We start from the raw sequence: 20785 nt of genomic DNA, 5'->3' as shown, positions 1-20785 counted from the left end.
GGTCACCAACCGATCGGAATATCCCTGCAATCTTCAATGGCTGTGGGGGACGCTAGACGCCTTCGGGCGGCTGGCCGGCGGTGCGCAGTTGTTCAAGAGTCTGGTTTATCAGCGTCGACGACGTTGTCTTGGTGTAGGGAAAATAGATAATCCGCACGTTTTTGGATGCGAAATCCTGATCCAGCTCCATCCACTTCGACGACTTGTACCAGTCGTCGCCGACAAACATCACATCGAACTTGTAACGGTTGTAGGCATCGAATTTGTCCATGCTTTCCTGAGGCACGGCGAGATCGACATAGCGGCAAGCTCTGACGATATCGATCCGCTCCTCGTAAGGAATGACCGGGCGCTTGTTCTTATAGGAGACGAGCGCATCGACACTCACGCCGACGATAAGCTTGTCGCACATGCTTTTCGCGCTGCGCAAAACGTTGACATGGCCGACGTGAAAAAGATCGAAAACACCCGTTGTGTATCCTACGACCATCGCAGTTCCTCCAGACAAAGATCGTAAAATTGCTTGTATTCCTGATGGCGTGTCATCTGTGTCGGGGTCGCGCTAAAGCCGATCTTGGCGCGCTCCAACGTCCCCGAAATTCCGAGGTTCCGACATGCCGTGCGCAACGGCAGTTTGCCGTACATCTTGTCAATGCGAAGCGATGCCGGTCGCCGGTACATGTAGGTGAGCAAGGCCGTCGAAAGAAATGGTACCCTTGCTTCCTTGGACGCGGCCATCGCCGCAAAGTCCATGCGTCGCAACAGACCGGGCAGATGGAATTCCAGGAAAAAGTCTTCCACAAAGTCCTGGGTCGAGGAGTTGCCCCTTAAGGTTTCGACATAGTCCATCAGCCGCGCCACTGCGGGGGTGACATCCGCATAGCCGTAAACCTGCAGGAAGGCCGCCGCTCCCGGCCACTCGACCTGGTCTGTCGCCCAGCGAAAAATGCGGTCATATCCAAAGAAAAGTTCATCGGCGCCTTCGCCCGTCAGAACGACCTTTTCCTCGCTGCCCATGGCCTGACAGCAGGTGTAGATCAAAGCTTCATTGGGAACACTCAAGGGCTCGCCCCTTATGGCGCAGAGATCACGCCAGGTTTTCCGAATGTCCGCGTGCTGGACGAGTGTGATCGTAATCTTCTTGTCGAGCGCATGCGCGGTTTCGGCGGCAGCAGCGCCCTCATTGTTATCGGTCAGACCGACACAGTAGGTCTGCCGGGTTCGGGACAGGCGGGCAATGAGCGCGCTGTCTATGCCGCCGCTGAGCATCGACACGACCGGCACATCGCTCATCTCGTGGCTGCCGACGCTCTCCGCCAGCAGAGCCTCAAGATCGTCCTGACGAAAGGCCACCGGAGACACACCCTGCCTCGCTCCGAAACGCGCGATCGTGCCATCGGAACACAGGATGCTTCCGGGAAGTAGCTCCTTGACGGCCTTGAAGTAGGTGTGACCGGGCACGGGCCGGCGCGCCACCCGCAACTCCTCGAGCGAAGCGGCATCAATGCCCGATGGGACGAGGACGTTGATCGTCGCCGGCTCCGAGGCAATGATGGTTACATTCCCCTGTCGTGCGAAATAGAGCGGCTTTATGCCAACGCGGTCGCGGACGGCCCACCACCGCCGTGTCTCATGATCAAACAGGACGAGTGCAAACATCCCTTCAAGCAGGACGAAGGCCTCGGTGCCGAGCTGCGCGAATAGCTCGATGATCGTCTCGGTGTCGGAGCTGCGGCGACAGCGCAACTTGAATCGCTCCCTGAGCAGCATGTGATTGTAGATTTCGCCGTTGAAAATGATCTCATAGCGGCCGTTCGCGGATTTCATCGGTTGATCGGAGGCGGCAACAGGATCGATGATCGACAGGCGGTTGTGACCGAGCAAGACAGCACCATCCTGAATGACGGACATGCGGGTTGCGTCGGGGCCACGCCACGTCTGCCTCTCAAGCGCGCGAGAGAACTCAGCGGGGCCAATTGGGCCTCCGCATGGCTGCTCGACAAACAAGATGCCGCACATTGCGATCAACACTCCTCGTAGACATCGGTTGCTGCCGACTGCAGCAGTAATTATCGGGCGGCGGCTCTATAAAGGGGAACATCCACGGCGACGCCGAGACCCTCGGCAATGGTGTCGAGAATGATCGAAGCTGCCGGGCGGCTGTTCGGACGAAGCAGTTTCTTCAATGCGGCGCGTTCCGCTTCAAACCCCCAATGCGCACCGCGCTGGTATTGTCGGACCACGTGCTGCATCTCGTCGAAACGGCGCACCTTATGGGCACAAGCTTCGGCCATCTGTCCTGTCGCGTTGAAGGCGACGTGATTGCCCGAATCGAAGAACACAAGTGGCTTGTCGAACAATTGGTACTCGGTCAGAAACGAAACGCCATCTGTCATCAGCAAATCCGAGGCGTCGAACAATTCCGCATATTCCTCTCCGCATGCGCAGCAGTTTTCCAGAGAGCACCACTCGCTCAGGAACTGCCCATACTCCTGCGGCGTTAGAATGCCGGCCGTTGCTAGCGCATTCTTCAGCCCCGGATGGGGTTTGAAGGCGAACTGTATGCTCCTGTCCTGCCGCGCCCATTCGAGCATCGCTTTGTAGATGCTCGCAAACACGGCAAAACCCAGCGACCGTTCGTTCACCGAATGATGCGGCGCCCAGATGATGCGGAAGCTGCGACCATGCGGTTCGGCTATCGGCCAGGCACCACGGCCGCGGGCCTCAAGCAGACGGTCCACCTTCGGGTAGCCCGACAGAACAAACTTTGCAGGATCCGAGTGACGGAAGCTGCGGAAGAATGCCTGGGAATGCTCGGTTTCGCAGAAAACATACCATGCGACCCGGTGATACTCCTGATCGAAGCCCAATTGCGAGAGAGAGCTTTGATCCGCCTGGGTATCGAATTGCTGAACGATGGTTGTGCCGTAGGGAACAAGGCAAAGGCGGGAGAATGTGAGTTCCCCGGTTGCAAAGCCCGGCGCGATGTCCCCGTCCCACTGTTGCTGGCGAAAGATGACATCAGGTGCGAGGCTTTTGAGGATGGCCAGACCTTGGAAGGAATCCTCCATATCGAAGCGGAGATGCGGAACGCCGAGGCGCAGGAATGCCTGGCTGACGTCTGCCTCGCCACCGAAACCGCCCATTCCGAGGAGGCGCGAATGCAGGCTGATCACGATTGGATAGAAACGGCTGTCGCGCGCCATGGTCTCATAGACGTCGGCCAACGCATCCCACATCGCTATGGAGTGAACGAGAAAGACGCAACGGATCGGTCCGCTGACCGCTCTGTCGCGGACCGCCAGATTGGCTGCCTGCTTTGCGCCCTGAATGGCGGGATAGAGCGCGGACACCACACCCTGCGCCATCTGGTGCAGGAGATTGGGCATCCTGCGAAGAGCATCGAGCTCGGATGTTATCGCGTCCTGCGTGGTGGTTGCAGCCGCAGCCATGGCTTGGCGCAGGACCTCCATCTCCATCTGCTGCCGTCCGCTTGTCAGCTCGAAGAATTTGACGGTCTCGATCTGAATTTCTTCGCCGATCTTTTGATGTTCGATCGCGAGGTCGAGCCGGGCCAAGGCATCGTCCAGACGCCTCTCGATGCTGCCTAACTTTTCCAAGACCATGGCAGAGGCTGGATCGCCCATTCTGTTCTCCGTTAATTCGTGAGTCGAGCGCGGATTGAACGACGGCCTATCCATCACATCACAAGCTTGTGCGGCGCATACTTCAGACGGTAGGCCTGAAGCGCCGTGTCGCGCATCTTCTCATAAACCGCGTGGAAGCATTTTTCGTCGAAATCGGCAAACGACAGAGCCAGCAGGCCCAGGAACTGGTCACGCAGTTGCACCTGAATTCTCGGAAAAAGCCATTGCAGCAGGTCGATCTTGAAGCACAGGAACCAGTGGTAATACTTTGCCTTGGCGTCAGGCATTGCAGCAAAAAGATTGTCGGCGTCGCGCAACGCCGCAAAGACGTCCAACCTTCGCTCGTCGAAGATATTGGTATGCTGCTCCCTGCCCGGGAAAACGCGGTGAGCGACAAGGGGCCTGTCCAAGACCATGAAGTCGCCGGCGTTCAGATAGATGTTCCAATGCGCAAGAATGTCTTCATTGACGCGGCAGGTTGAAAAGGACAGCTTTATTCTCTCGCAGAAATCCCTGCGCATGATCTTGTTCCAGGGGAAATTGATCGTCATGAGAAACTGGCCGCTGGTATCCAGATTGACACGGGTGAAGTCGCGACCGGAGAGGACGCTGTTCCAGATACTACGGTCGCGTGGCTCCATGTCGTCGAGCACACCCGACTCGTTTGCCATCAGCTGATATTTGAACGTCAGCGTACTGACGCCGGTCACATCCATGATCTCGACCAGCTCGTCCAGAGCACCCCAGCGCAGCACGTCATCGGCATCAAGGAAATATATGTACTCGCCGTGGGCTCTCAGGAGCGCGGCGTTCCGGGCAATGCCGGGCCCGCCATTTCGCTCCTGCACCAGCAACTCGATATTCTTGTGTTTTTGCTGGTATAGCTGGACGATCTCGCGTGTATTGTCCGTTGAGCGGTCATCAACGACAATGATCTGCATCGTAGTCTTGTTCGCCAGCACACAGTCAAGGCACTGGGATATAAACTGCGCGACGTTGTAGGCAGGGATGATGACGCTGACCTTAACCATTTATACGATAAGCTGCAGACATGCGCGCCGCCCCTACATTTCACCGGGCGGCTTTGCGCCCTTGAAGACTGCGCCAGAAAGTCAGGTTAGGCTTGCCTCAAGCTGACTCAAACTCTTCTGTACCGCCCTGTCCACCCGCTCCAGCCTCACGAAAGCAACCGCTCCTATCGAATGGGCAAAAGCCTGCTCTGCCTGGAGAATTCGATGTCCCCCAATGAACCGCTGATTCTGTCGATATGCGTCCCGACCTACAATCGGCAGTTTCTGCTGGAACGGAACGTCACTTTCCATCTCGAGGCCTTTCGGAGGATCGGCATTCCGTTCGAGATCGTCATCGTAGACGACTGCTCGACCGACGAGACCGCGCCGTATATTGCCTCGCTCGCCGACCAGCCGGAAATCTCCGCCTTCCGCCGTGCTTCGAACTCCGGCTTCCTCAGCAACTACGCCTTCGCCATGCAGCGGGCCCGCGGACGCTATGCTGTCTTCCTCGGCGACGACGATTTGCTCATTCCCGATAAGGTCGTCGAATACATCCTCCTGATGGAGGCCGATGCCGAGATCGGTGTCGTCCAGGCGCCCTGGCTGCTGGTCGATGCGCGTCCCGGCGGCGGGGATATGGCACCGTTCTACCACGTCGCGGCGCCGACACGGCATCGCAAGGGCGATTTCCGCGCCCTCCTCGATTTCATCCTCGACGGCCATGTCTTCCCGGAATTCATGATCATTCGCCGCGACGTGCTGTTGAAGTCGATTTCGAGCCCGACGCCGTTCATCTTCTGGGCCTTCCTCTACACGACGCGGGCGCTCGACAAGGCTGATATCCTGTTCATGCCGGCACCCTTTGCCCGGGTGACGGCCGTGTCCGACGATCCGCGCCTGCAGCAGGGCAATAAGGAATGCATGTTCCAGTGGGACAGCTACCGCGGCGGCCTCGAATATCTGGCCTCTCAGGCCCTGCGTTCGCCCGACGCGGCGCCGGACTATCGCGCCTCGCTGTTTGGGCGGATCACCGGCTTTATGCTGCAGCGGCAAGGGGTGGCCCTTCGCATGCATGTCTCGGCCAAGAACTGGGTCGAGGCCTATATCATGTATCATCGCATGGCCGCCTATCAGCCGCAGCCGCTGTCGGCCGAAGCCTATGGGCAGATCTGCAAGCTCGCCGGCATCGTCACGGCGGCGACCGAGGCCGCGGCTTTCAACAGCGAGCCGGCAGTCCTCGACCCCGTCATCAACGACACGACCCTGAGCCTCTTGCCGGAATCGGTGCAGAGGCGCCTGACCCGCGAACAGCCGACAGCAATGGACGGCGACCGTCCCCGCGCCTATCTCCGCTTCACGCCGGAATTTCCCGCGCAGCTGAAGGCCAAGGACGGCATGTTCGACATCCTGAGCTATATCGAACAGTTCGTCTGACCACCCTTATGCCGAACCGAAAGCATTGTTGATGACTCCAGCCTTTGCAGATCGCGACAGCATCGCTGCCAAACTCGCCACCCTTTCGGACTTGGACAAGCCGGTGATCGCCCTGATCATGGAAAATCCGTTGCAGGACGTCAGCCTGATCGAGGGTCTTCACTGGCATCTCGACCAGGCGTCCAAGGCGAAGTTCCTGAACAGCCTGAAGCTCGAGGGCCTCGGCGAGTGGCTTGGCCATTCGGCCCCGGCCCGCCTCCAGATCCGACTGTCAGAGGTGGCAAAATCCAGCCAACACCCCGCCTACGCCGCCTTCAAGGCAGGCCTGGCGCGATCCGGCGGCCTCGAGCGCGCCTTTCCGAAAGCCTGATACCGCCTCAGTCGGGCGCGACGGATGTCACGCCGATGATGGGGCCGAGCGGAAAGGCGCTGTCCTCGCGCTGCCATTCGGGCACATAGAGGCTAGAGATGCTGCCGTCCAAAAACAGCGCGTTGCGGCAGGTGAGCACGTCGCGAAACAGCGTCGCCAAATCATGGAACCGGACGGGACTGTCGGAGACCACAAACACCGCCTTTCCATCCGCGGCAACGCCAACGCCATTGCGTATTTTCAGGCTGGTGCTGTCGATGAGAAAGGACGGATGAAACGCGCCGTCGATAACCAGCATCGGGCCGGACTGGGTGGCATAGAGCGGCTCGATGCCGGACGCGGCAAAGGCCTTCGTCTCCATCACGCCGACACTGCCTGGCTGGATGTAGAAGACGCCATTCGGCAACAGGCGGAAGTTTCCCCAGCCCGTCCCGGTATCCAGCGCCTTCTGCGTGCTTCCCAACTCGATATAAAGGCCGACTGGACTTTGATCCGGCTCGTACATCCCGCCATTGATCGCGAATCGCAGCGCAAGCCGGTCGCGCTTGAGCGAGTCGCGCAACGTCTTGAACGAACCATAGGGCTTGCCGCCAGAATCGGTCGAGAACAGGCGGATATTATCCTGGGCGGGGTCGAAGGTGCAGGCGGTGTAGCTACTGCCGAGATGCTCGACCTTGCGGCATGCGCTGTCAGGCGAAAGGGCCTGGGCGGATATGGGCGCGCCAAGAAGCCCTGCGGCCAAAATCGTCAACCATCGGTGCAAGCGCTTACTCCTCGTCGGACAGCCCCTTAGACGGGGAGAATGCGGCGCGAAGGCGACACCGAGTCGAAACATCGGCACGAAAAATGGACGTCTGTTGTAAGGAATAGGAAGAAGTGCCGGCCAAGGCTGACGCCGAGGCCGGCGGATCGGCTATTATTGGGCCGCCTTCTTGACCGTGTGGCCGGCGCTCTGCGTAGCGTTCACGGTGCTGGCTGTGTCCTTGCCCATGCCGCGAATTGTATTCGCGCAGGAAGCGAGGAGCATGAGGGAGACGCAGGCAACACCGATTTTTGCGATGACAGATGACGACATGATGGCGGGTCCTTCAGGAGCGGGGTTATGACGAAAATAAGGCAAAAGCTTTCTTGCCTGCCCATAACGCGCCATCTTTGGAAAAGTTCACATAAATTCTTCGCTATCGTGCTTCGGCACGAAACATCAGCTTTCGCGCCGCCATCTGCTGCGAAAAACATCAGGCAGCGAGCGCCATATCCGAAAAGGCATAGCGAATGCTGTCGGCAACCGCCTTCATCGGATCGGTCAGTTGCCGCGCTGTCAGAAGCCGGATGTCGAAAGTGGTGAGCTCTGGAAGCCCATCCTTTTGCCCGAGGATAGCCATCTCTTCCGTCACGTAGGAGCGCGGAAAAGGCGCCACAGCGAGATCCGAGAGAATGGCTGCCCGCTGCGCCATCGTATGGGCGCTGAGAAAAGCGACGCGGTAATCCCGTTTGTTCTGCTGCAGCTGGGCAATGGCGTCGGAGCGCCAGATGCAGCCTTCCTCCCATATGGATATGGGCAACGGGTCGCGTCGGTGCGCAGTTCCGCCTTTGGCCCCAGCCCATACCAGCCGTTCCGTGTAGATGACCTCGCCCTCGGTCGGAAACGGCCGGGTGGCACAATTGATGAGCGCCAGATCCAGCCGCTGTTCCTCCAGCCGCCGCTTCAGCGCCAGGCTCATGTCAACCACGACGTCGACCATGATGCCGGGATGGGTCTGCGAGAAGCTCTTGAGAATACGCGGCAGCAGTCGCTCGCCGATATCGTCCGGCGCGCCGAGCCGAACGACGCCGCTGAGCTCCGGCATGATGAACCGCGACACTGCCTCGTTCGACAGCGCCAGCATGTTGCGGGCATAGGACAACAGCATTTCGCCCTGCGCGGTGAGGCTGACGGATCGGGCATCGCGGAGAAACAGCACGGCGCCCAGTTGCTCCTCGAGCTTCTTGATCTGCATCGACACCGCCGAAGGCGTGCGATGCACGGCCTGCGCTGCCGTCGAGAAATTCCCGGTTTCAGCAATCGCCACGAAGGTGCGCAGAACGTCATTCTCAAGCAGCGGGACAGGGCGGCGCAACGGAACGGTCATCAGGTTATCTTTCAGAATTTCTGATCCATAGATGCATATCATTTCGTTTTTCTGATTGTCAACCGGAGCCTAAGGATGCGGGACAGCAACAGCTTGGAGCTAAGGATATGATCAAGATCGGATGGACGCTTCTGGACCGCCTCGGCGACAGGCAAGTCCGCGCCGCCCACAGGACGGCGCTCCGACAGCTGGCGCAGCTGCCGCCGCATCTTATAGCGGATGTCAATGCGCTCGATTTGCCGGCTCCGGAACCCGTCGAGGCCTCGAGCAGTCCCAAGGTCCCGCCGGATCGACCTTGGCAACGGCCCAGCAGTCGGCAAAGGTCAACGCTGTCAGGCCATCGCTTGCTGCTCTCTAAGGCCTGAAGCACCAGGATGGGAGGGCAACCTCAGACCCGCCGGGTCATCCAGCTCGACTCGTCCTGGTCGTTGCCAGCCCTCTCGTAATGCTCGCGTTTGGCTTCGTACATCTTGGCATCGGCGCGCTTGACGACCGCCTCCATCGCCTCGCCCGGCTCGCTGGTAGCGGTCCCGCAGGATATGCTGAGCGGCATGCTCGAGTAGAACTGGTTGTTGATCCGCAGCAGCTCGTGGATTGTGTCGACGACGGCGGCAGCTGCGCGGGCATCCGCACCCGGCAACAGCACGACAAACTCGTCGCCGCCGATCCGGCAGGCATGGTTTGGCTGGGAGACGGCACCGTTCAGAATTTCGCCGAACCGCCGCAGCAGCGAATCGCCGACATCATGCCCCATCTCGTCGTTCGCCTGCTTCAGGCCGTTGAGGTCGATGACGACCACGGAGACCGGACGGAGCGCTTTACGCTCGAGCCGGCTTAATTCCTCGCTGTAGAAGGCGCGGTTGAAGAGCTTGGTCAGCACGTCGTGCTTGCCGAGATATTCCAGATAGGCCTCGGCCTTCTTGCGCGCCGTGATGTCGGCCAGCGCCACCTGGACCCGAGACCAGTCATCCTCATATCCGGGAAAGACGGAGAAGTGCAGCAGGATATGACGCTCCGATCCGTCGAGCGCATAGTTCACCACCTCGCGGTGATGGCGGATATTGCCGCTCCAGAGTTCCATCAGTTGCTCGCGGAACTGCTTTTCCATCTCGCCCCGGAAGATGTCGCCGATACGCTGTAACAGTTGCAAGCGGTCGGCACCCCCGAACAGGTCGAGCGTCGCCTGGTTGACGTCGATCACCCTGATCTCGCTCATGCACTGCCGCACGAACTCCGGATGGACATCGGTGAAAGTTCGGAAGTCGGTGATCCCGCGGCTGCGGATGCTGTCCAGCAGCACCTTGATCTGGCTGAAATCCTCGATCCACAGGGAAACCGGCGAATGCTCGAAGACCCCTTCTGCGTAGCTCCGCTGCGCGATCTCGGCGCGCCTCGCAGTCTCGAGGGCGGTTACGTCTTCGGTGGTCAACAGCACCCGCGACAGCGTTGCCTCCGACCCGGGCATCACGCTGCCCCGCAATTGGATGTCCAGCCGCTGTCCTGTCAGCGTGTAGTTCACCGTGGCGCTGGAAAAAGACGTGTTGCCGTCAAAGAGTTCGGCCAGTTCGTTGACATGGGTTTCCAGCATGTCGTCGCGGAACACGGATCCTATGTTGTCCCTGAGTTCATCGATATTCTGCGCTTGAAACAGAGCGAGCGTCTGCCTGTTGACGTCGAGCACGCGAATGCGTTTCGAGCACTCCGATATACGCGCCAGGTCCTCGCGCAGGAACGCCTTTATGTCGGTGACGCCGGCCGACCGCCACTCGTCAAAGAGCGACTTCACCTCGCTGAAGTCCTCCATCCACATGGCGATCGGAGCGAGATTGAAGAGGTCGGACTCGGGCGCAAGTGACATCGCAGATCCTAAGCATCACTGATTTTACTAGCGGTCTTACAAGACCTGCACTTAACGAAGCGTTTTATCGTCCTGTTCCAAGGCTGCAGTTTAAGATCCGTTAGCCCGCGATCGTGCCCGTGCTCTAGGCGTCTCCCGTGCCCTAACCGCTGGCCAGCGATGTGACGACAGGCGAATGCTGCAGATCGGCTGCAAGCGTGTCGACGAACAGACGGACCTTGGGGTGGAGCATGCGATTGCTCGGGTAGACCGCCCATATGCCGAGCGGCTGAGGAATGGCGTCTTCCAGCGTGAAGCTCTCGAGTTCACCGCGCTTGATCTCCTCCTGAACGAACCAGGAGGACAGATTGGCGATTCCGAGCCCCGCGACGCAGGCTTGCAGCAGCCCCTCGATAGAGTTGGCGGAAAAGCGTCCACTCAGCTTCGACCGCTGCTGCTGATTGCCTGTCTCGAACGCCCAGTGCGTCGACCCGCTGAGGTACAGGCACTCATGGCCTTGCAGATCTGCCAGCGTTTTTGGCGTCCCATGCCGCTGCAGGTATGCCGGAGAGGCAAGCATCAGCCTCGGATTTGCTGCCAGACGCTTTGCCATAAGACCGCTGTCGGCAAGGTTGGCGATCCTGACCGCCACATCGATCCCCTCCCCGACGATGTCGATGACACTATCCGTCATCAGCAGGTCGACCCTGACGGCAGGATTGTCTTCCATGAACCGGACGATGATCGGCGTGACGACCTTCCTGCCGAAGGCAATCGAGGCGGTGACGCGCAACAGCCCGAAGGCCCCTTCACCATCCCGCCGGACAGACGCGTAGGCAGCCTCCCGCTCGCTCAGCAACCGTCGCGCATGGGGTAGAAAGGCCTGCCCCTCGGGAGACAACGACAGGGCCCTTGTCGTCCGATAGACAAGGCAGACGCCCAGGTCCTGCTCAAGAGCCGAGAGACGCCTTGTCGCCGACATCGGCGGGATACGCAGCTTTTCGGCTGCCTTTGCCAGGCTGCTTCCATCCGCGATCTCCGAGAAAACCGTCAGTGCCATCCAGTCCAACCGGTGTCTCCTGATATTGTGTCTAACATCTGGGTGTCTCACACTTGATAGATGAGTTTGCTATCGTTCCACAACGACTGATCAGCTGTGTGGTCCTGGCCCGGAAGGAATAGATTTTGTCATCACCCATCCCCGCTAAAGACGATGAAACCCATCCTTCCGCCGCTGCCGGCCATGGCTGGGTCTCCCGTCGTTCGCTTCTCGAATTGGGCGCGCTTGCCGTTGCGGGTGCTGCCCTTTCGCCGCTTTTGCCATCATCGGCGGCGTTTGCTTCAACGCGTGTTTCAAGAGAGGATATTGCTATGTCGACTGTCACCACCAAGGACGGCACCGAGATTTTCTTCAAGGACTGGGGATCAAAGGATGCCCAGCCAATCGTCTTTCACCATGGCTGGCCGCTTTCGTCGGACGACTGGGACGCGCAGATGCTGTTTTTCGTGCAGCATGGCTACCGCGTCGTCGCCCATGATCGCCGGGGCCATGGCCGCTCGTCGCAGGTCAGCGATGGCCACGACATGGATCACTACGCAGCCGATGCCTTCGCCGTCGTCGAGCATCTGGATCTGAAGAATGCCGTGCATATTGGCCATTCGACAGGTGGTGGCGAAGTGGCCCGCTACGTCGCCAAGCACGGACAGCCGTCAGGCCGCGTCGCCAAGGCCGTCCTCGTCAGCGCCGTACCGCCGCTGATGCTGAAGACCGAAGCCAATCCGGAGGGCCTCCCGAGAGAAGTGTTCGACGGCTTCCGTCAGGGCGTCGCGGAAAATCGCGCGCAACTCTATCTCGATGTCGCCGGCGGCCCCTTCTATGGCTTCAACCGCGAGGGCGCCAAGGTCTATCCGGGTGTTGTCCAAAACTGGTGGCGCCAGGGCATGATGGGCAGCGCCAAGGCCCATTACGATGGCATCAAGGCTTTTTCCGAGACCGACCAGACCGAAGACCTGAAGGCCATCACGGTTCCGACATTGGTCATGCATGGCGACGACGACCAGATCGTACCGATTGCCGATGCGGCCCTGAAGTCGATCAAGCTGCTGAAAAACGGGACGCTGAAGGTCTACAAGGGTTACCCGCACGGAATGCTGACCACCCATGCCGACGTCATCAACCCCGACCTTCTCGCCTTCATCAAGGGCTGAGCCACAGGCTCACTCAGATCACCTGAATAGGAAAATGAAATGGCCGATGTAACTGTCGTTCTCGTGCATGGGGCATGGGCCGATGCCTCCAGCTGGCGCAGCGTGATCAAGCTGCTCCAGGCAAATCACATCGACGTTGTGGCGGTCCAGAACCCCACGACGTCGCTTGCCGATGACGTGGCGGCGACCAAGCGGGCGCTCGATCTGATCGAGGGGCCCGTCGTGCTCGCCGGACATAGCTGGGGCGGCACTGTCATCACCGAAGCCGGCGATGACCCGAAGGTCAAGGCGCTGGTCTACGTCGCCGCCTTCGCCCCTGAAGTCGGTCAGTCGACCGGCGATCAGGTCGGAGCCTACCCCGCGCCGCCCGGGCTGGGTGGCGTTAAAGACAATGGCAACGGCTACCTGTCGATGGGCCTGGACAGTTGGATCGCCAATGTCGCGCAGGATCTGCCGGAGGCGGATGCACGCCTTCTGTCGGCCGTCCAAACACCGCTCGGACAGTCAACCTTCACCGACAAGGTCACCAGGGCGGCATGGTCCGACCGACCGAGCTGGTACATCGTGTCGAGCAACGACCGGGCCGTCAGCGTCGAGCTGCAGCGCGACCTCGCCGCCCGGCCCGGAGTGCATGCTACAGAACTGGAGGCGAGCCACATGTCGATCCTCTCCCATCCAGACGCTGTCGCCAAGGTGATCCTGGAGGCCGTCGCGGCGATCGCCTGAGCACCACGCACAACCAGACGCCGCTGCAGCTATTGTCCGGCAGCGGCGTCTTCCTCATTTCGACGAATGTTAAATCCGCTTGAGCTGCAGATCGGTTGTGACGATGGGCTTGCCGGATCGAGGGTCGGTATCGATCGTCCGGATTCTGAGGCCGTCGCCGCCGACCTTCTGCACCGTCAGCATCGCCTTCCGGTCGCCATAGACTTCGCTGGCCCATGTGACGTCGAAGTTGAGAGTGCTGGCATTGCGCTTGCCAATGAGGCTCGACGGCTTACCGGACACGCCGACATAAGTGCCGGAATAGGACCCGCCATTCGCCTTGACCCGGGCGACAAAGCTTCGCGTGACGACGACCAAGGCGCGGCAGGAACCGTCCATGGCAAAGTTGGAAGAGTCCGCCGTAGACTGCATCTTGCAGGACACGCCGACATTGCTGCCGCCAAGGGTCCTGAGAACAGTGCCGCCGCCGGACCAGTTGCCCTCGATGGATTTCAGAAAGTCGGCCTCTGACGCAACCGCCCCGACGGGCGCGAGAGCGACGCAGGCAAGCAGAGCAATGGGAAGGACGCGCATTTTGGTGATCTCCGGTTCAGAGAGATCAACCTGCGATGGACCGAAACGTTCCCGCGAACAGACTGCGGCATCGGGGCGCAAAGGCGTCTGTGCCTCCCACCCAGCAATGGGACGTCGCGCAGGGTCGCTCCAAATATGCCACCGCCGACTTGCCTTGAGGGCACATTGGCGGCATCTCTCAAGGGTTCGAGGAGGAGAGAACGAATGGATCTGGGTCTCAAAGGGAAGAATGCCGTCATCACCGGCGGCAGTGTCGGCATCGGGTTGGCGATTGCGGAGGGCCTTGCGGCGGAGGGGGCGAACGTCATCCTGGCTGCGCGTGGCGAGGAAAGAGTGGAGGCAGAGGCCTCCCGCATCGCGTCTGCCTATGGCGTTTCCGCTACATCAGTCGCTGCCGACGTTTCGACTGCCGAGGGAACGAGCAAGATCATCCGCGCCGCTGCAGATGTCGGGGGAGCGGATATCTTGATCAACAATGCCGGCACCGGCTCGAACGAGACGGTAATGGAGGCAGACGACGAGAAGTGGCAATTCTACTTCGACCTGCATGTGATGGCTGCGGTGCGGCTTGCCAGGGGTCTTGCGCCGCAGATGCAGGAAAAGGGTGGCGGCGTGATTCTGCACAACGCTTCCATATGCGCCGTGCAACCGCTCTGGTACGAACCTATCTACAACGTCACCAAGGCTGCCCTGATGATGTTCTCGAAGACGCTTTCCACCGAACTCATTCCCCACAACATCAGAGTGAACTGCGTCAATCCTGGCCTTGTGCTGACGCCCGATTGGATCAAGACGGCAAAGCAGCTGACCGAGGATAAGGGTGGCGACTGGAAGGGCTACCTCGATGCGGTGGCGAATGAACATGCCCCCATCAAGAGATTTGCTACCCCGCAGGAAGCCGCCGACTTTTTCGTCTTCCTGTGCTCGGAACGCGCGAGCTATTCGGTCGGCTCGACCTATTTTGTCGACGGCGGAATGCTGAAGACGGTTTGAAACGAATTGATCCGATATATGCCGGCCGCGCGATCAGACGACGCGCGGCCGAGAAATGGCATCTCTTTGTATCGCCGCTTGATAGAGCTTAACTGATGATGGCAGCGTCTACCGCGGAGAAGATGCCTGTCGGCGCCAACGGTAATCCCCATTCTCAACGGGGCTCCGCAGCGAAATTCGCGCGGCCATTTTCAGTGTCTGCGCGGGCGGTATGCCGCCGATGCCCATATTGGGCTGTTCGTCCACCTCGATGCCCAACCCCTCGCGGTTGAAGTCGCCCAAGACATTCAACAGTCGGAATTGCCGACCATCGAGCAAGATCGCGACCGGACGGGTTGGGCGCTCGACTGCCGTTTCGTTGGCCACGGGAAGAAACTGGAAAAATCCCCGTGTTCACCATCTCCGTCGTGTCCAGTTGACACAATCGCGATCTCGAAAATGCAATGGGTTTTGAAATCAAAAGTTCCGCAGCGTCCAAACATTCGTTACGAGCGTACGGCCGCCATTAGCGCCGCAGCTCCTGATGGTGGAGTCGGTTGAGTCAGAGCGTGTTGTGAAGCCTTCCAGCCTCTGAAGATCTATCCAGAAAACGGCATAATGTAATCCGGTAACACCCAATAGTGTCCTCTTATCATATCGGCTACCTCGCTTACTCTCGGTTCGGTCGGATCGATTGAACGCCGCCATGGGGCTGCGGACCAGGAGTGGAGATAGCCCGTGAATCACCATGAAAAACCATTGATCGCAATCGTTGGAGCGACCAGCAAGCAGGGCCGAAGCGTCGCAGCTACGCTCCTTGGAAGTCGACGATTTCGCGTTCGTGCGCTGACCCGCAACAGCGGTTCGCTAGCCGCACGCGCGCTCGGGGCTCTCGGCGCTGAGATCGTCAACGTTCCCCTCGAACTGGGTCGGACGAAGGAGCTTGTGCGTGCCTTCGAAGGAGCATCCGGCGTTTTCCTGATGACGCCTCCGGTCGCTCCGCCGGATACGAGTGAAGCACCCCTTGGGCGGCAGTTGGCTGATGCAGCAGTTGCGGCCGGCGTACAACATGTCGTCTTCAGCACACTGGAGAATGTTGCCGGCATTTCATCCGGGGCGAAATACGCGCCGCATTTCACCGACAAGGCAGAGGTCGCCGATTACATTCGCGGGCTTCCCATTTCGCATTCCTTCGTCATGCTCGCCTTCTTCTACACGAACCTGCTGGAATACTACGTCCCTCGTTATGATGGAGACACACTGTTGTTACCCATCTACCTTCCGGAGCATTTCCAAGCACCCTTCGTCGACCCGCTGACAGCCACCGGACCCGTCGTATTGGAGATTTTCTCTGATCCGGCTCACTACGCGGGAAGGACGCTTCCAATTGTCGGCGATATCATCTCGCCGCGGCAGATGGTCGAAACCTTCCAGCGGGTAACCGGCATCAAGGCCGAATACCGCAATGCCTTTACGCGGGAAGGGCTGCTTGAGAATTTCCCGGCCTTCGCGGACAACGAACTTTTGGTGCGGGAGCTTCTTGGCATGGTCGAATATGCCGTCGAGTATGGCTACTTCGGTAAGGAGCATGACCTAGAATGGAGCCGTCGCCTGAGCCCCGGAACATTGAACTGGGAGCAGTTCCTGCGGGCGACAGGCTGGCGGGGCAACCGACAATCATTCGGCGTGTAGCGTCAGCCACTTGCCGATCGATGCGGTGTGATCCCCGGCAGCTTCCTGATTTCATCGACGAGAAAATCCACCAGGAGCCGCACACGGGCAATTCCAGCCCGTTCGGGGACGACGAGCAGACTGACAGGGACCGCATCCAGATCGTATTCGTCGAGCACGGTTTCGAGCTTGCCGGCGTCGAGCAAATCCTGAATGAGCCAGAGGTGCGCCGGAGCGATACCGCGGCCGGCAGCAAGAGCCGCTCGGGCTGCTAGTCCATGATCCACCCGCAATGTGCCGCTGACTGGTACCATCAGGCGTGTCCCGTCGGGAGCAGACAGCAACAGATGCTCGCTTCCGGCGACATTGGACATCACAATGCTGTTGTGGTTCGTCAGTTCTGCTGGCCGCGCGGGTCGCCCGCGGCTCGCTAGATAGTCACGTGATCCCGCCAGTCTCCTGCCGCTTGCGCCGATCGCGACAAGCTTCATCGCATCATCCATGACTGGCCCCAAGCGAAGCGCGACGTCGACGCCCTCGCGCGCGAGATCAATGCGTTCGTCTGTGAGGTTGAGGTCTATCCGGATATCCGGATGCTCGTCTTGGAAAGCAAAAATAATGCGCGCGAGATGCATGACGCCGAGCGCTGATGTACAGGAGACGCGAACCACGCCGACAGGGACGCGCCGGGCATCTCTTGCCTCCTCCGTGGCCTGCTCCACCAGCCGTAGGATCTGCAGACAGTTGGCGTGATACTGGCTGCCTTCCTCCGTCAGCGTGACGCGCCGCGTGGTTCGACCAAGCAGCGAGACACCGAGCGCCTCTTCAAGTTCGTTGATATGGCGCGTGACAGTCGACTGCCCAATACCAAGTTCCCTTGCTGCCGCTGACAAACTGCCGCGTTGCGCAACTCGGACGAATGTCCGCATGCGATCCAGGGAGACGTTCCCGTCATCCATTTTTCGGTATAATTCCGCTCATGATCTTTTGTATTCTGCAAATCTGCTGCTGGCTATAGCCACGACCTCAGAGATGAACGCGCGTTTCTCGCCTTATAACGGGCCTCCTTCGCACGGAAACTGCTCGGCCAAGCGCCGCCAAGATCGCGTTTTGGTACCTGCTAAATTGACCTGAGTGTAATGCGGGTAAGCTCCGCAGGCATTCCCAGTCGCAAAGCAAAGCCCGGCCAGAGACCTGTTCCATTGTTTACGTACAGGCTCATGCTTCCGAGCTTGTAGAGACCGGAGACGAAACCGTTATTCCCCCGCGCCACGAGGCTGGCGAGACCGATAACCATGCCACCGTGCGTGTGACCGGACAACTGGACGGAGACCCCTGCGTCGGCGGCTTTTTGGGCTCCCATCGGCTGATGATCGAGCAAGATGATCGCGGCACCCTCGGGCGCGCCACGAAGGGCCGATTGGAGGTCTGGAGGTGCGTTGCCCGAATGCACGGCGGCGCGATCGGTTACGCCCGCAATGACGATAGCCACACCCTCGCGCTCCACTTGGACGTGTCGGTTCAAGAGCGTCCGCATCCCCAAGCGCTCGTACTCCCGCATCCACTCTCCGTAATCGAAGAAATATTCGTGATTGCCGGGAATGGCCCAGACGCCATCGCGTGCGCGCAGTCTGGCTATCGGTTGCACATCGAGGCGGCGGTGCTCGACATCACCGTCGATGAGATCGCCGGTCATCACCATGACATCGGCATCAAGCGCGTTCGCCTTCGACACGACGGCCTCGGCCCAACGCTTTGTAAACAGGCGGCTGATGTGGAGGTCGGTCAACTGCAGAATTCTGTAGCCATCGAAAGCTGCCGGCAGTCCGACAACGGAAATTTCAACATCTTTCAGGGCCGGAACGCGTATCGCCTGGCTGACGCCAAAGGCCGCCAGGCAGAACGCCGATATCCCCATCCCGTACCTGACTGCCGCCGGAACCGTTGGGAAGCCTCCATCGATCAGCGCGACAGGAACGGAGATTATGTCGAGCGCGATCTGAAACACGGCCAACAGGACCGTCGCACCGAAGACCACATTAAACGCAATGATGATCAGCCTTGGAAACTCCGGCGAAAACACCGATCCAGAAGACAGGCGACAGAACAGGAGATACTGGGAGGCGATCAAAAGCACGGCGGCCAGCAAGATCTTGATCGACCAAGGCCATGGCAACGGCTCGATGAACCGGACCACGACTAGAAGCCACGGGAGCCCGAGGATAACAGTGAACATAGTTGAGGCTATTCCTATAAGTTGGTGCGTTCGCCGCAAGCCGTTTCGAGAGGCGGGCGGCCATGGTGGCGAAAGGTTCTAAGTCTGCTCCACTATCAGTGTCGGGCTGTCTCTGTGTACGAGGAAGATAGTCTTTCAGCTCAAGCTTGCGACGAAATATCCGGCAGGTTGACGTCGAAACGATTGAAGCGGGAACGCGTGCGAATGACCCAGCCAGCATCGGTCTGAAGTGCCCCTCGCCTGTATCATCTTCGGTGTAGACAGGAGAGCGACAAAGCTTGTGAGTGTCGACCTTCGGATGGCCAGACCACCAGGCCCATGAAGTCCAAACGGCCTGATGACGGGGTCAAGTACGACGATCAGCCATTTTGGAAACCTAGGTCTCAAGCAGGCGAAGAGCGATATTCGTGACGACCATGATCGGAAGCAGAGTGTAGAGACGAACGTCGAGAGCGCTGTGGCTCGCCGCAAGGAGAATATCGATAAGCGTTTCCCTCGTAGTGCGTGTCGGTTCAGTCGATCCTGTTTGCCCAAAACCTGCCGGCCGATGCACGCGTTATTAACCATATTAGGAGATAGTTGCATTCGGCCTAACGCTGAAGCACACGCATTCTCCTCGTGTGATCACGCGTGTCGCACCCGCGGAAGGCCACAGTAGAGTTCTTATTGCCGGGTTTGGTATGGCGTTTTTGGCAGCTTCTAAGCGTAACAATTCAAAGCATGTGAACGAGGGTCGCTGGCTACCCGGCGCGGTCGTGTTCGCGGGCGGAACCGTCGCGGTCGCAGTCTTCGCGGGGACAGCGCTTCTATCGGTTTTGACCTATGGCTCCACCGCTCAAAGACTCGCGCTGGGAGACACTCGTTTCAAGATCGCGATCATTGATCATAAACGGCTGCCTGTCGCCCCTGCGATCAGCATGCCGATCGTCTCCTCCCGCAGCGACGCCACGATCGAAAAGGTGGCGGAAGACCTGTTCCCATTGGATGGCTCGGTAGCGACAAAAGCGCCAAGGGTCGTCGCTGTAGCCGAGCAAACGCCGGTACCACCCGTCCCTGAGGTCGCTAGACCCGAGAAAGCTGTCGCCCTGGTGGGGCCAAGTGTCCGGGAACTCGAGCAAGCGAGAACGGCGAGGCTCGCGCTTGTGGATAGCCTCGACCGGCAGAGGCTCGAGCATGCACGACAGGAACGGTTCCCGACGGTATCCGTCCCGACCGCTGGCGACGGACCGATCCAGGAACTCGCCTACGGCCCGATGCCGACGACCCGTCAGGTCATGAACCCGGAAGACGACCCGTTCAACGCGATCCTGCCTGGAAGTGACGAGGGGGAAGCAGGGATCATCCTGCCCGACGACGATGCACCTTTGCCGACGTTCAGGCCTGCGGCCCCGCTGGCGAATGTGCGGCTTCCGAGCCCACCCGCCCCTTCGTCCGAAACCGTCTCGATTAAGCCTGACGCGCCTTCTGAACAGCGCAAGAGCATCTTTTCGATTTTCTCCTCGAAACCCAGCCTGCCACCACGCGGCAGCCGGATCGCGGTCTACGACATCGCAAAATCGGTGGTCTATATGCCAAACGGCGACAGGCTCGAGGCCCATTCAGGCCGCGGGCCCACCCGTGATCGACCGGAATACGCGAACCTTGCGGGACGCGGACCGACGCCTCCGAACGTCTACAGCTTGCGCATGCGGGAGTCCCTGTTCCACGGGGTAGAGGCCATTCGCATGACGCCCGTCGGCTCCGGCAAGATGTATGGCCGCAACGGAATTCTGACGCATTCCTATCTTCGCCGCGTCCCCGGCGACTCCGCGGGTTGCATCGCGTTTGCTTCCTATCCTGAGTTCCTCAAGGCGTTCAAGCGCGGAGAGGTGACGAAAATCATCGTCGTTCCGTCCATGGGCAACCTCCCAGAATATCTCGCTATGCTGTGACACGCAGCATGCGACAGACTATGGCCTATACCGCCTTA

Annotated in this window: 19 protein-coding genes; 7 read left to right on the top strand and 12 right to left on the bottom strand. The window is 59.6% G+C overall.

The features are described from left to right. Positions 1 to 52: 52 nt before the first annotated feature. Genes VH564_RS11330 through VH564_RS11315 form a run of 4 tightly spaced genes read right to left on the bottom strand, consistent with a single transcriptional unit; the run spans position 53 to position 4678 of the window. Entirely contained in the window at positions 53 to 490 is a 438-nt protein-coding gene (locus VH564_RS11330) for an adenylyltransferase/cytidyltransferase family protein (protein ID WP_423339921.1), read from the bottom strand. Then, positions 481 to 2019: an asparagine synthetase B family protein gene (locus VH564_RS11325; protein WP_423339920.1), complete on the bottom strand. Its 1539-nt coding sequence runs from the start codon at positions 2017 to 2019 to the stop codon at positions 481 to 483. The genes VH564_RS11330 and VH564_RS11325 overlap by 10 nt, the downstream gene beginning before the upstream one ends. A gap of 50 nt (positions 2020 to 2069) precedes the next feature. Then, positions 2070 to 3701, bottom strand: coding sequence for a CDP-glycerol glycerophosphotransferase family protein (locus VH564_RS11320; RefSeq protein ID WP_423339919.1), 1632 nt, complete (start codon positions 3699 to 3701; stop codon positions 2070 to 2072). After that, positions 3701 to 4678: a glycosyltransferase family 2 protein gene (locus VH564_RS11315; RefSeq protein WP_423339918.1), complete on the bottom strand. Its 978-nt coding sequence runs from the start codon at positions 4676 to 4678 to the stop codon at positions 3701 to 3703. The genes VH564_RS11320 and VH564_RS11315 overlap by 1 nt, the downstream gene beginning before the upstream one ends. A gap of 204 nt (positions 4679 to 4882) precedes the next feature. Between VH564_RS11315 and VH564_RS11310 the strand changes: the two genes are divergently transcribed. Both VH564_RS11310 and VH564_RS11305 read left to right on the top strand, forming a co-directional pair. Beyond that, positions 4883 to 6094: a glycosyltransferase family 2 protein gene (locus VH564_RS11310; protein WP_423339917.1), complete on the top strand. Its 1212-nt coding sequence runs from the start codon at positions 4883 to 4885 to the stop codon at positions 6092 to 6094. A gap of 31 nt (positions 6095 to 6125) precedes the next feature. After that, positions 6126 to 6464, top strand: a complete 339-nt coding sequence (locus VH564_RS11305) for a hypothetical protein (RefSeq protein ID WP_423339916.1) — start codon at positions 6126 to 6128, stop codon at positions 6462 to 6464. Between the two features lie 7 nt (positions 6465 to 6471). Here VH564_RS11305 and VH564_RS11300 read toward each other — a convergent pair whose 3' ends face one another. The 5 genes from VH564_RS11300 to VH564_RS11280 all read right to left on the bottom strand — a co-directional run bounded on the left by VH564_RS11300 (position 6472) and on the right by VH564_RS11280 (position 11490). Further along, complete coding sequence (locus VH564_RS11300) at positions 6472 to 7227, bottom strand: phosphodiester glycosidase family protein (protein WP_423339915.1); 756 nt, start codon at positions 7225 to 7227, stop codon at positions 6472 to 6474. A gap of 153 nt (positions 7228 to 7380) precedes the next feature. Continuing rightward, positions 7381 to 7539 (bottom strand): entericidin, encoded by a 159-nt coding sequence (locus VH564_RS11295; RefSeq protein WP_423339914.1) that lies wholly within the window; start codon positions 7537 to 7539, stop codon positions 7381 to 7383. A 160-nt stretch (positions 7540 to 7699) separates the two neighbouring features. Continuing rightward, positions 7700 to 8635 (bottom strand): LysR substrate-binding domain-containing protein, encoded by a 936-nt coding sequence (locus VH564_RS11290; protein ID WP_423339913.1) that lies wholly within the window; start codon positions 8633 to 8635, stop codon positions 7700 to 7702. A 346-nt stretch (positions 8636 to 8981) separates the two neighbouring features. Next, complete coding sequence (locus VH564_RS11285) at positions 8982 to 10451, bottom strand: diguanylate cyclase domain-containing protein (RefSeq protein ID WP_423339912.1); 1470 nt, start codon at positions 10449 to 10451, stop codon at positions 8982 to 8984. A gap of 142 nt (positions 10452 to 10593) precedes the next feature. Beyond that, positions 10594 to 11490, bottom strand: a complete 897-nt coding sequence (locus VH564_RS11280) for a LysR family transcriptional regulator (RefSeq protein WP_423339996.1) — start codon at positions 11488 to 11490, stop codon at positions 10594 to 10596. 311 nt (positions 11491 to 11801) lie between these two features. On the opposite strand from VH564_RS11280, the gene VH564_RS11275 reads away from it, so the two are divergent. After that, the gene (locus tag VH564_RS11275) at positions 11802 to 12638 is read left to right on the top strand and encodes an alpha/beta fold hydrolase (RefSeq protein WP_423339911.1); all 837 of its coding nucleotides are present in this window, start codon (positions 11802 to 11804) and stop codon (positions 12636 to 12638) included. Between the two features lie 39 nt (positions 12639 to 12677). Next, positions 12678 to 13364, top strand: coding sequence for an alpha/beta fold hydrolase (locus VH564_RS11270; protein ID WP_423339910.1), 687 nt, complete (start codon positions 12678 to 12680; stop codon positions 13362 to 13364). A gap of 69 nt (positions 13365 to 13433) precedes the next feature. Here VH564_RS11270 and VH564_RS11265 read toward each other — a convergent pair whose 3' ends face one another. Next, positions 13434 to 13937, bottom strand: a complete 504-nt coding sequence (locus VH564_RS11265; RefSeq protein ID WP_423339909.1) for a hypothetical protein — start codon at positions 13935 to 13937, stop codon at positions 13434 to 13436. Positions 13938 to 14141: 204 nt separating this feature from the next. On the opposite strand from VH564_RS11265, the gene VH564_RS11260 reads away from it, so the two are divergent. Next, positions 14142 to 14930 carry an SDR family NAD(P)-dependent oxidoreductase gene (locus tag VH564_RS11260; protein WP_423339908.1) on the top strand — a complete coding sequence of 263 codons (789 nt, stop codon included), beginning with the start codon at positions 14142 to 14144 and terminating at the stop codon, positions 14928 to 14930. Between the two features lie 717 nt (positions 14931 to 15647). Further along, on the top strand, positions 15648 to 16601 hold the full coding sequence (locus VH564_RS11255) for an NmrA/HSCARG family protein (protein ID WP_423339907.1): 954 nt from the start codon (positions 15648 to 15650) through the stop codon (positions 16599 to 16601). A 2-nt stretch (positions 16602 to 16603) separates the two neighbouring features. On the opposite strand, the gene VH564_RS11250 is transcribed toward VH564_RS11255, so the two are convergent. Both VH564_RS11250 and VH564_RS11245 read right to left on the bottom strand, forming a co-directional pair. Further along, complete coding sequence (locus tag VH564_RS11250) at positions 16604 to 17539, bottom strand: LysR family transcriptional regulator (RefSeq protein ID WP_423339906.1); 936 nt, start codon at positions 17537 to 17539, stop codon at positions 16604 to 16606. A 161-nt stretch (positions 17540 to 17700) separates the two neighbouring features. Further along, positions 17701 to 18816: a metallophosphoesterase gene (locus VH564_RS11245; RefSeq protein WP_423339905.1), complete on the bottom strand. Its 1116-nt coding sequence runs from the start codon at positions 18814 to 18816 to the stop codon at positions 17701 to 17703. A 680-nt stretch (positions 18817 to 19496) separates the two neighbouring features. Here VH564_RS11245 and VH564_RS11240 point away from each other — a divergent pair. Continuing rightward, the gene (locus tag VH564_RS11240; protein ID WP_423339904.1) at positions 19497 to 20747 is read left to right on the top strand and encodes a tlde1 domain-containing protein; all 1251 of its coding nucleotides are present in this window, start codon (positions 19497 to 19499) and stop codon (positions 20745 to 20747) included. Positions 20748 to 20785 lie beyond the last annotated feature (38 nt).

Origin of the sequence: Rhizobium sp. HT1-10 (assembly GCF_049472505.1) — a bacterium.
GTDB lineage: Bacteria > Pseudomonadota > Alphaproteobacteria > Rhizobiales > Rhizobiaceae > Rhizobium.
Note: the sequence above shows the minus strand (reverse complement) of the source record. Positions and strands in the feature narration are given on the sequence as shown.

Bases quoted from the DNA above. Each gene is read 5' to 3' on its own strand.
- VH564_RS11330 (WP_423339921.1), bottom strand. From the start codon at position 490: ATGGTCGTAGGATACACAACGGGTGTTTTCGATCTTTTTCACGTCGGC.
- VH564_RS11325 (WP_423339920.1), bottom strand. From the start codon at position 2,019: ATGTGCGGCATCTTGTTTGTCGAGCAGCCATGCGGAGGCCCAATTGGC.
- VH564_RS11320 (WP_423339919.1), bottom strand. From the start codon at position 3,701: ATGGATAGGCCGTCGTTCAATCCGCGCTCGACTCACGAATTAACGGAG.
- VH564_RS11315 (WP_423339918.1), bottom strand. From the start codon at position 4,678: ATGGTTAAGGTCAGCGTCATCATCCCTGCCTACAACGTCGCGCAGTTT.
- VH564_RS11310 (WP_423339917.1), top strand. From the start codon at position 4,883: ATGTCCCCCAATGAACCGCTGATTCTGTCGATATGCGTCCCGACCTAC.
- VH564_RS11305 (WP_423339916.1), top strand. From the start codon at position 6,126: ATGACTCCAGCCTTTGCAGATCGCGACAGCATCGCTGCCAAACTCGCC.
- VH564_RS11295 (WP_423339914.1), bottom strand. From the start codon at position 7,539: ATGTCGTCATCTGTCATCGCAAAAATCGGTGTTGCCTGCGTCTCCCTC.
- VH564_RS11290 (WP_423339913.1), bottom strand. From the start codon at position 8,635: ATGATATGCATCTATGGATCAGAAATTCTGAAAGATAACCTGATGACC.
- VH564_RS11285 (WP_423339912.1), bottom strand. From the start codon at position 10,451: ATGTCACTTGCGCCCGAGTCCGACCTCTTCAATCTCGCTCCGATCGCC.
- VH564_RS11280 (WP_423339996.1), bottom strand. From the start codon at position 11,490: ATGGCACTGACGGTTTTCTCGGAGATCGCGGATGGAAGCAGCCTGGCA.
- VH564_RS11275 (WP_423339911.1), top strand. From the start codon at position 11,802: ATGTCGACTGTCACCACCAAGGACGGCACCGAGATTTTCTTCAAGGAC.
- VH564_RS11270 (WP_423339910.1), top strand. From the start codon at position 12,678: ATGGCCGATGTAACTGTCGTTCTCGTGCATGGGGCATGGGCCGATGCC.
- VH564_RS11265 (WP_423339909.1), bottom strand. From the start codon at position 13,937: ATGCGCGTCCTTCCCATTGCTCTGCTTGCCTGCGTCGCTCTCGCGCCC.
- VH564_RS11260 (WP_423339908.1), top strand. From the start codon at position 14,142: ATGGATCTGGGTCTCAAAGGGAAGAATGCCGTCATCACCGGCGGCAGT.
- VH564_RS11250 (WP_423339906.1), bottom strand. From the start codon at position 17,539: ATGGATGACGGGAACGTCTCCCTGGATCGCATGCGGACATTCGTCCGA.
- VH564_RS11245 (WP_423339905.1), bottom strand. From the start codon at position 18,816: ATGTTCACTGTTATCCTCGGGCTCCCGTGGCTTCTAGTCGTGGTCCGG.
- VH564_RS11240 (WP_423339904.1), top strand. From the start codon at position 19,497: ATGGCGTTTTTGGCAGCTTCTAAGCGTAACAATTCAAAGCATGTGAAC.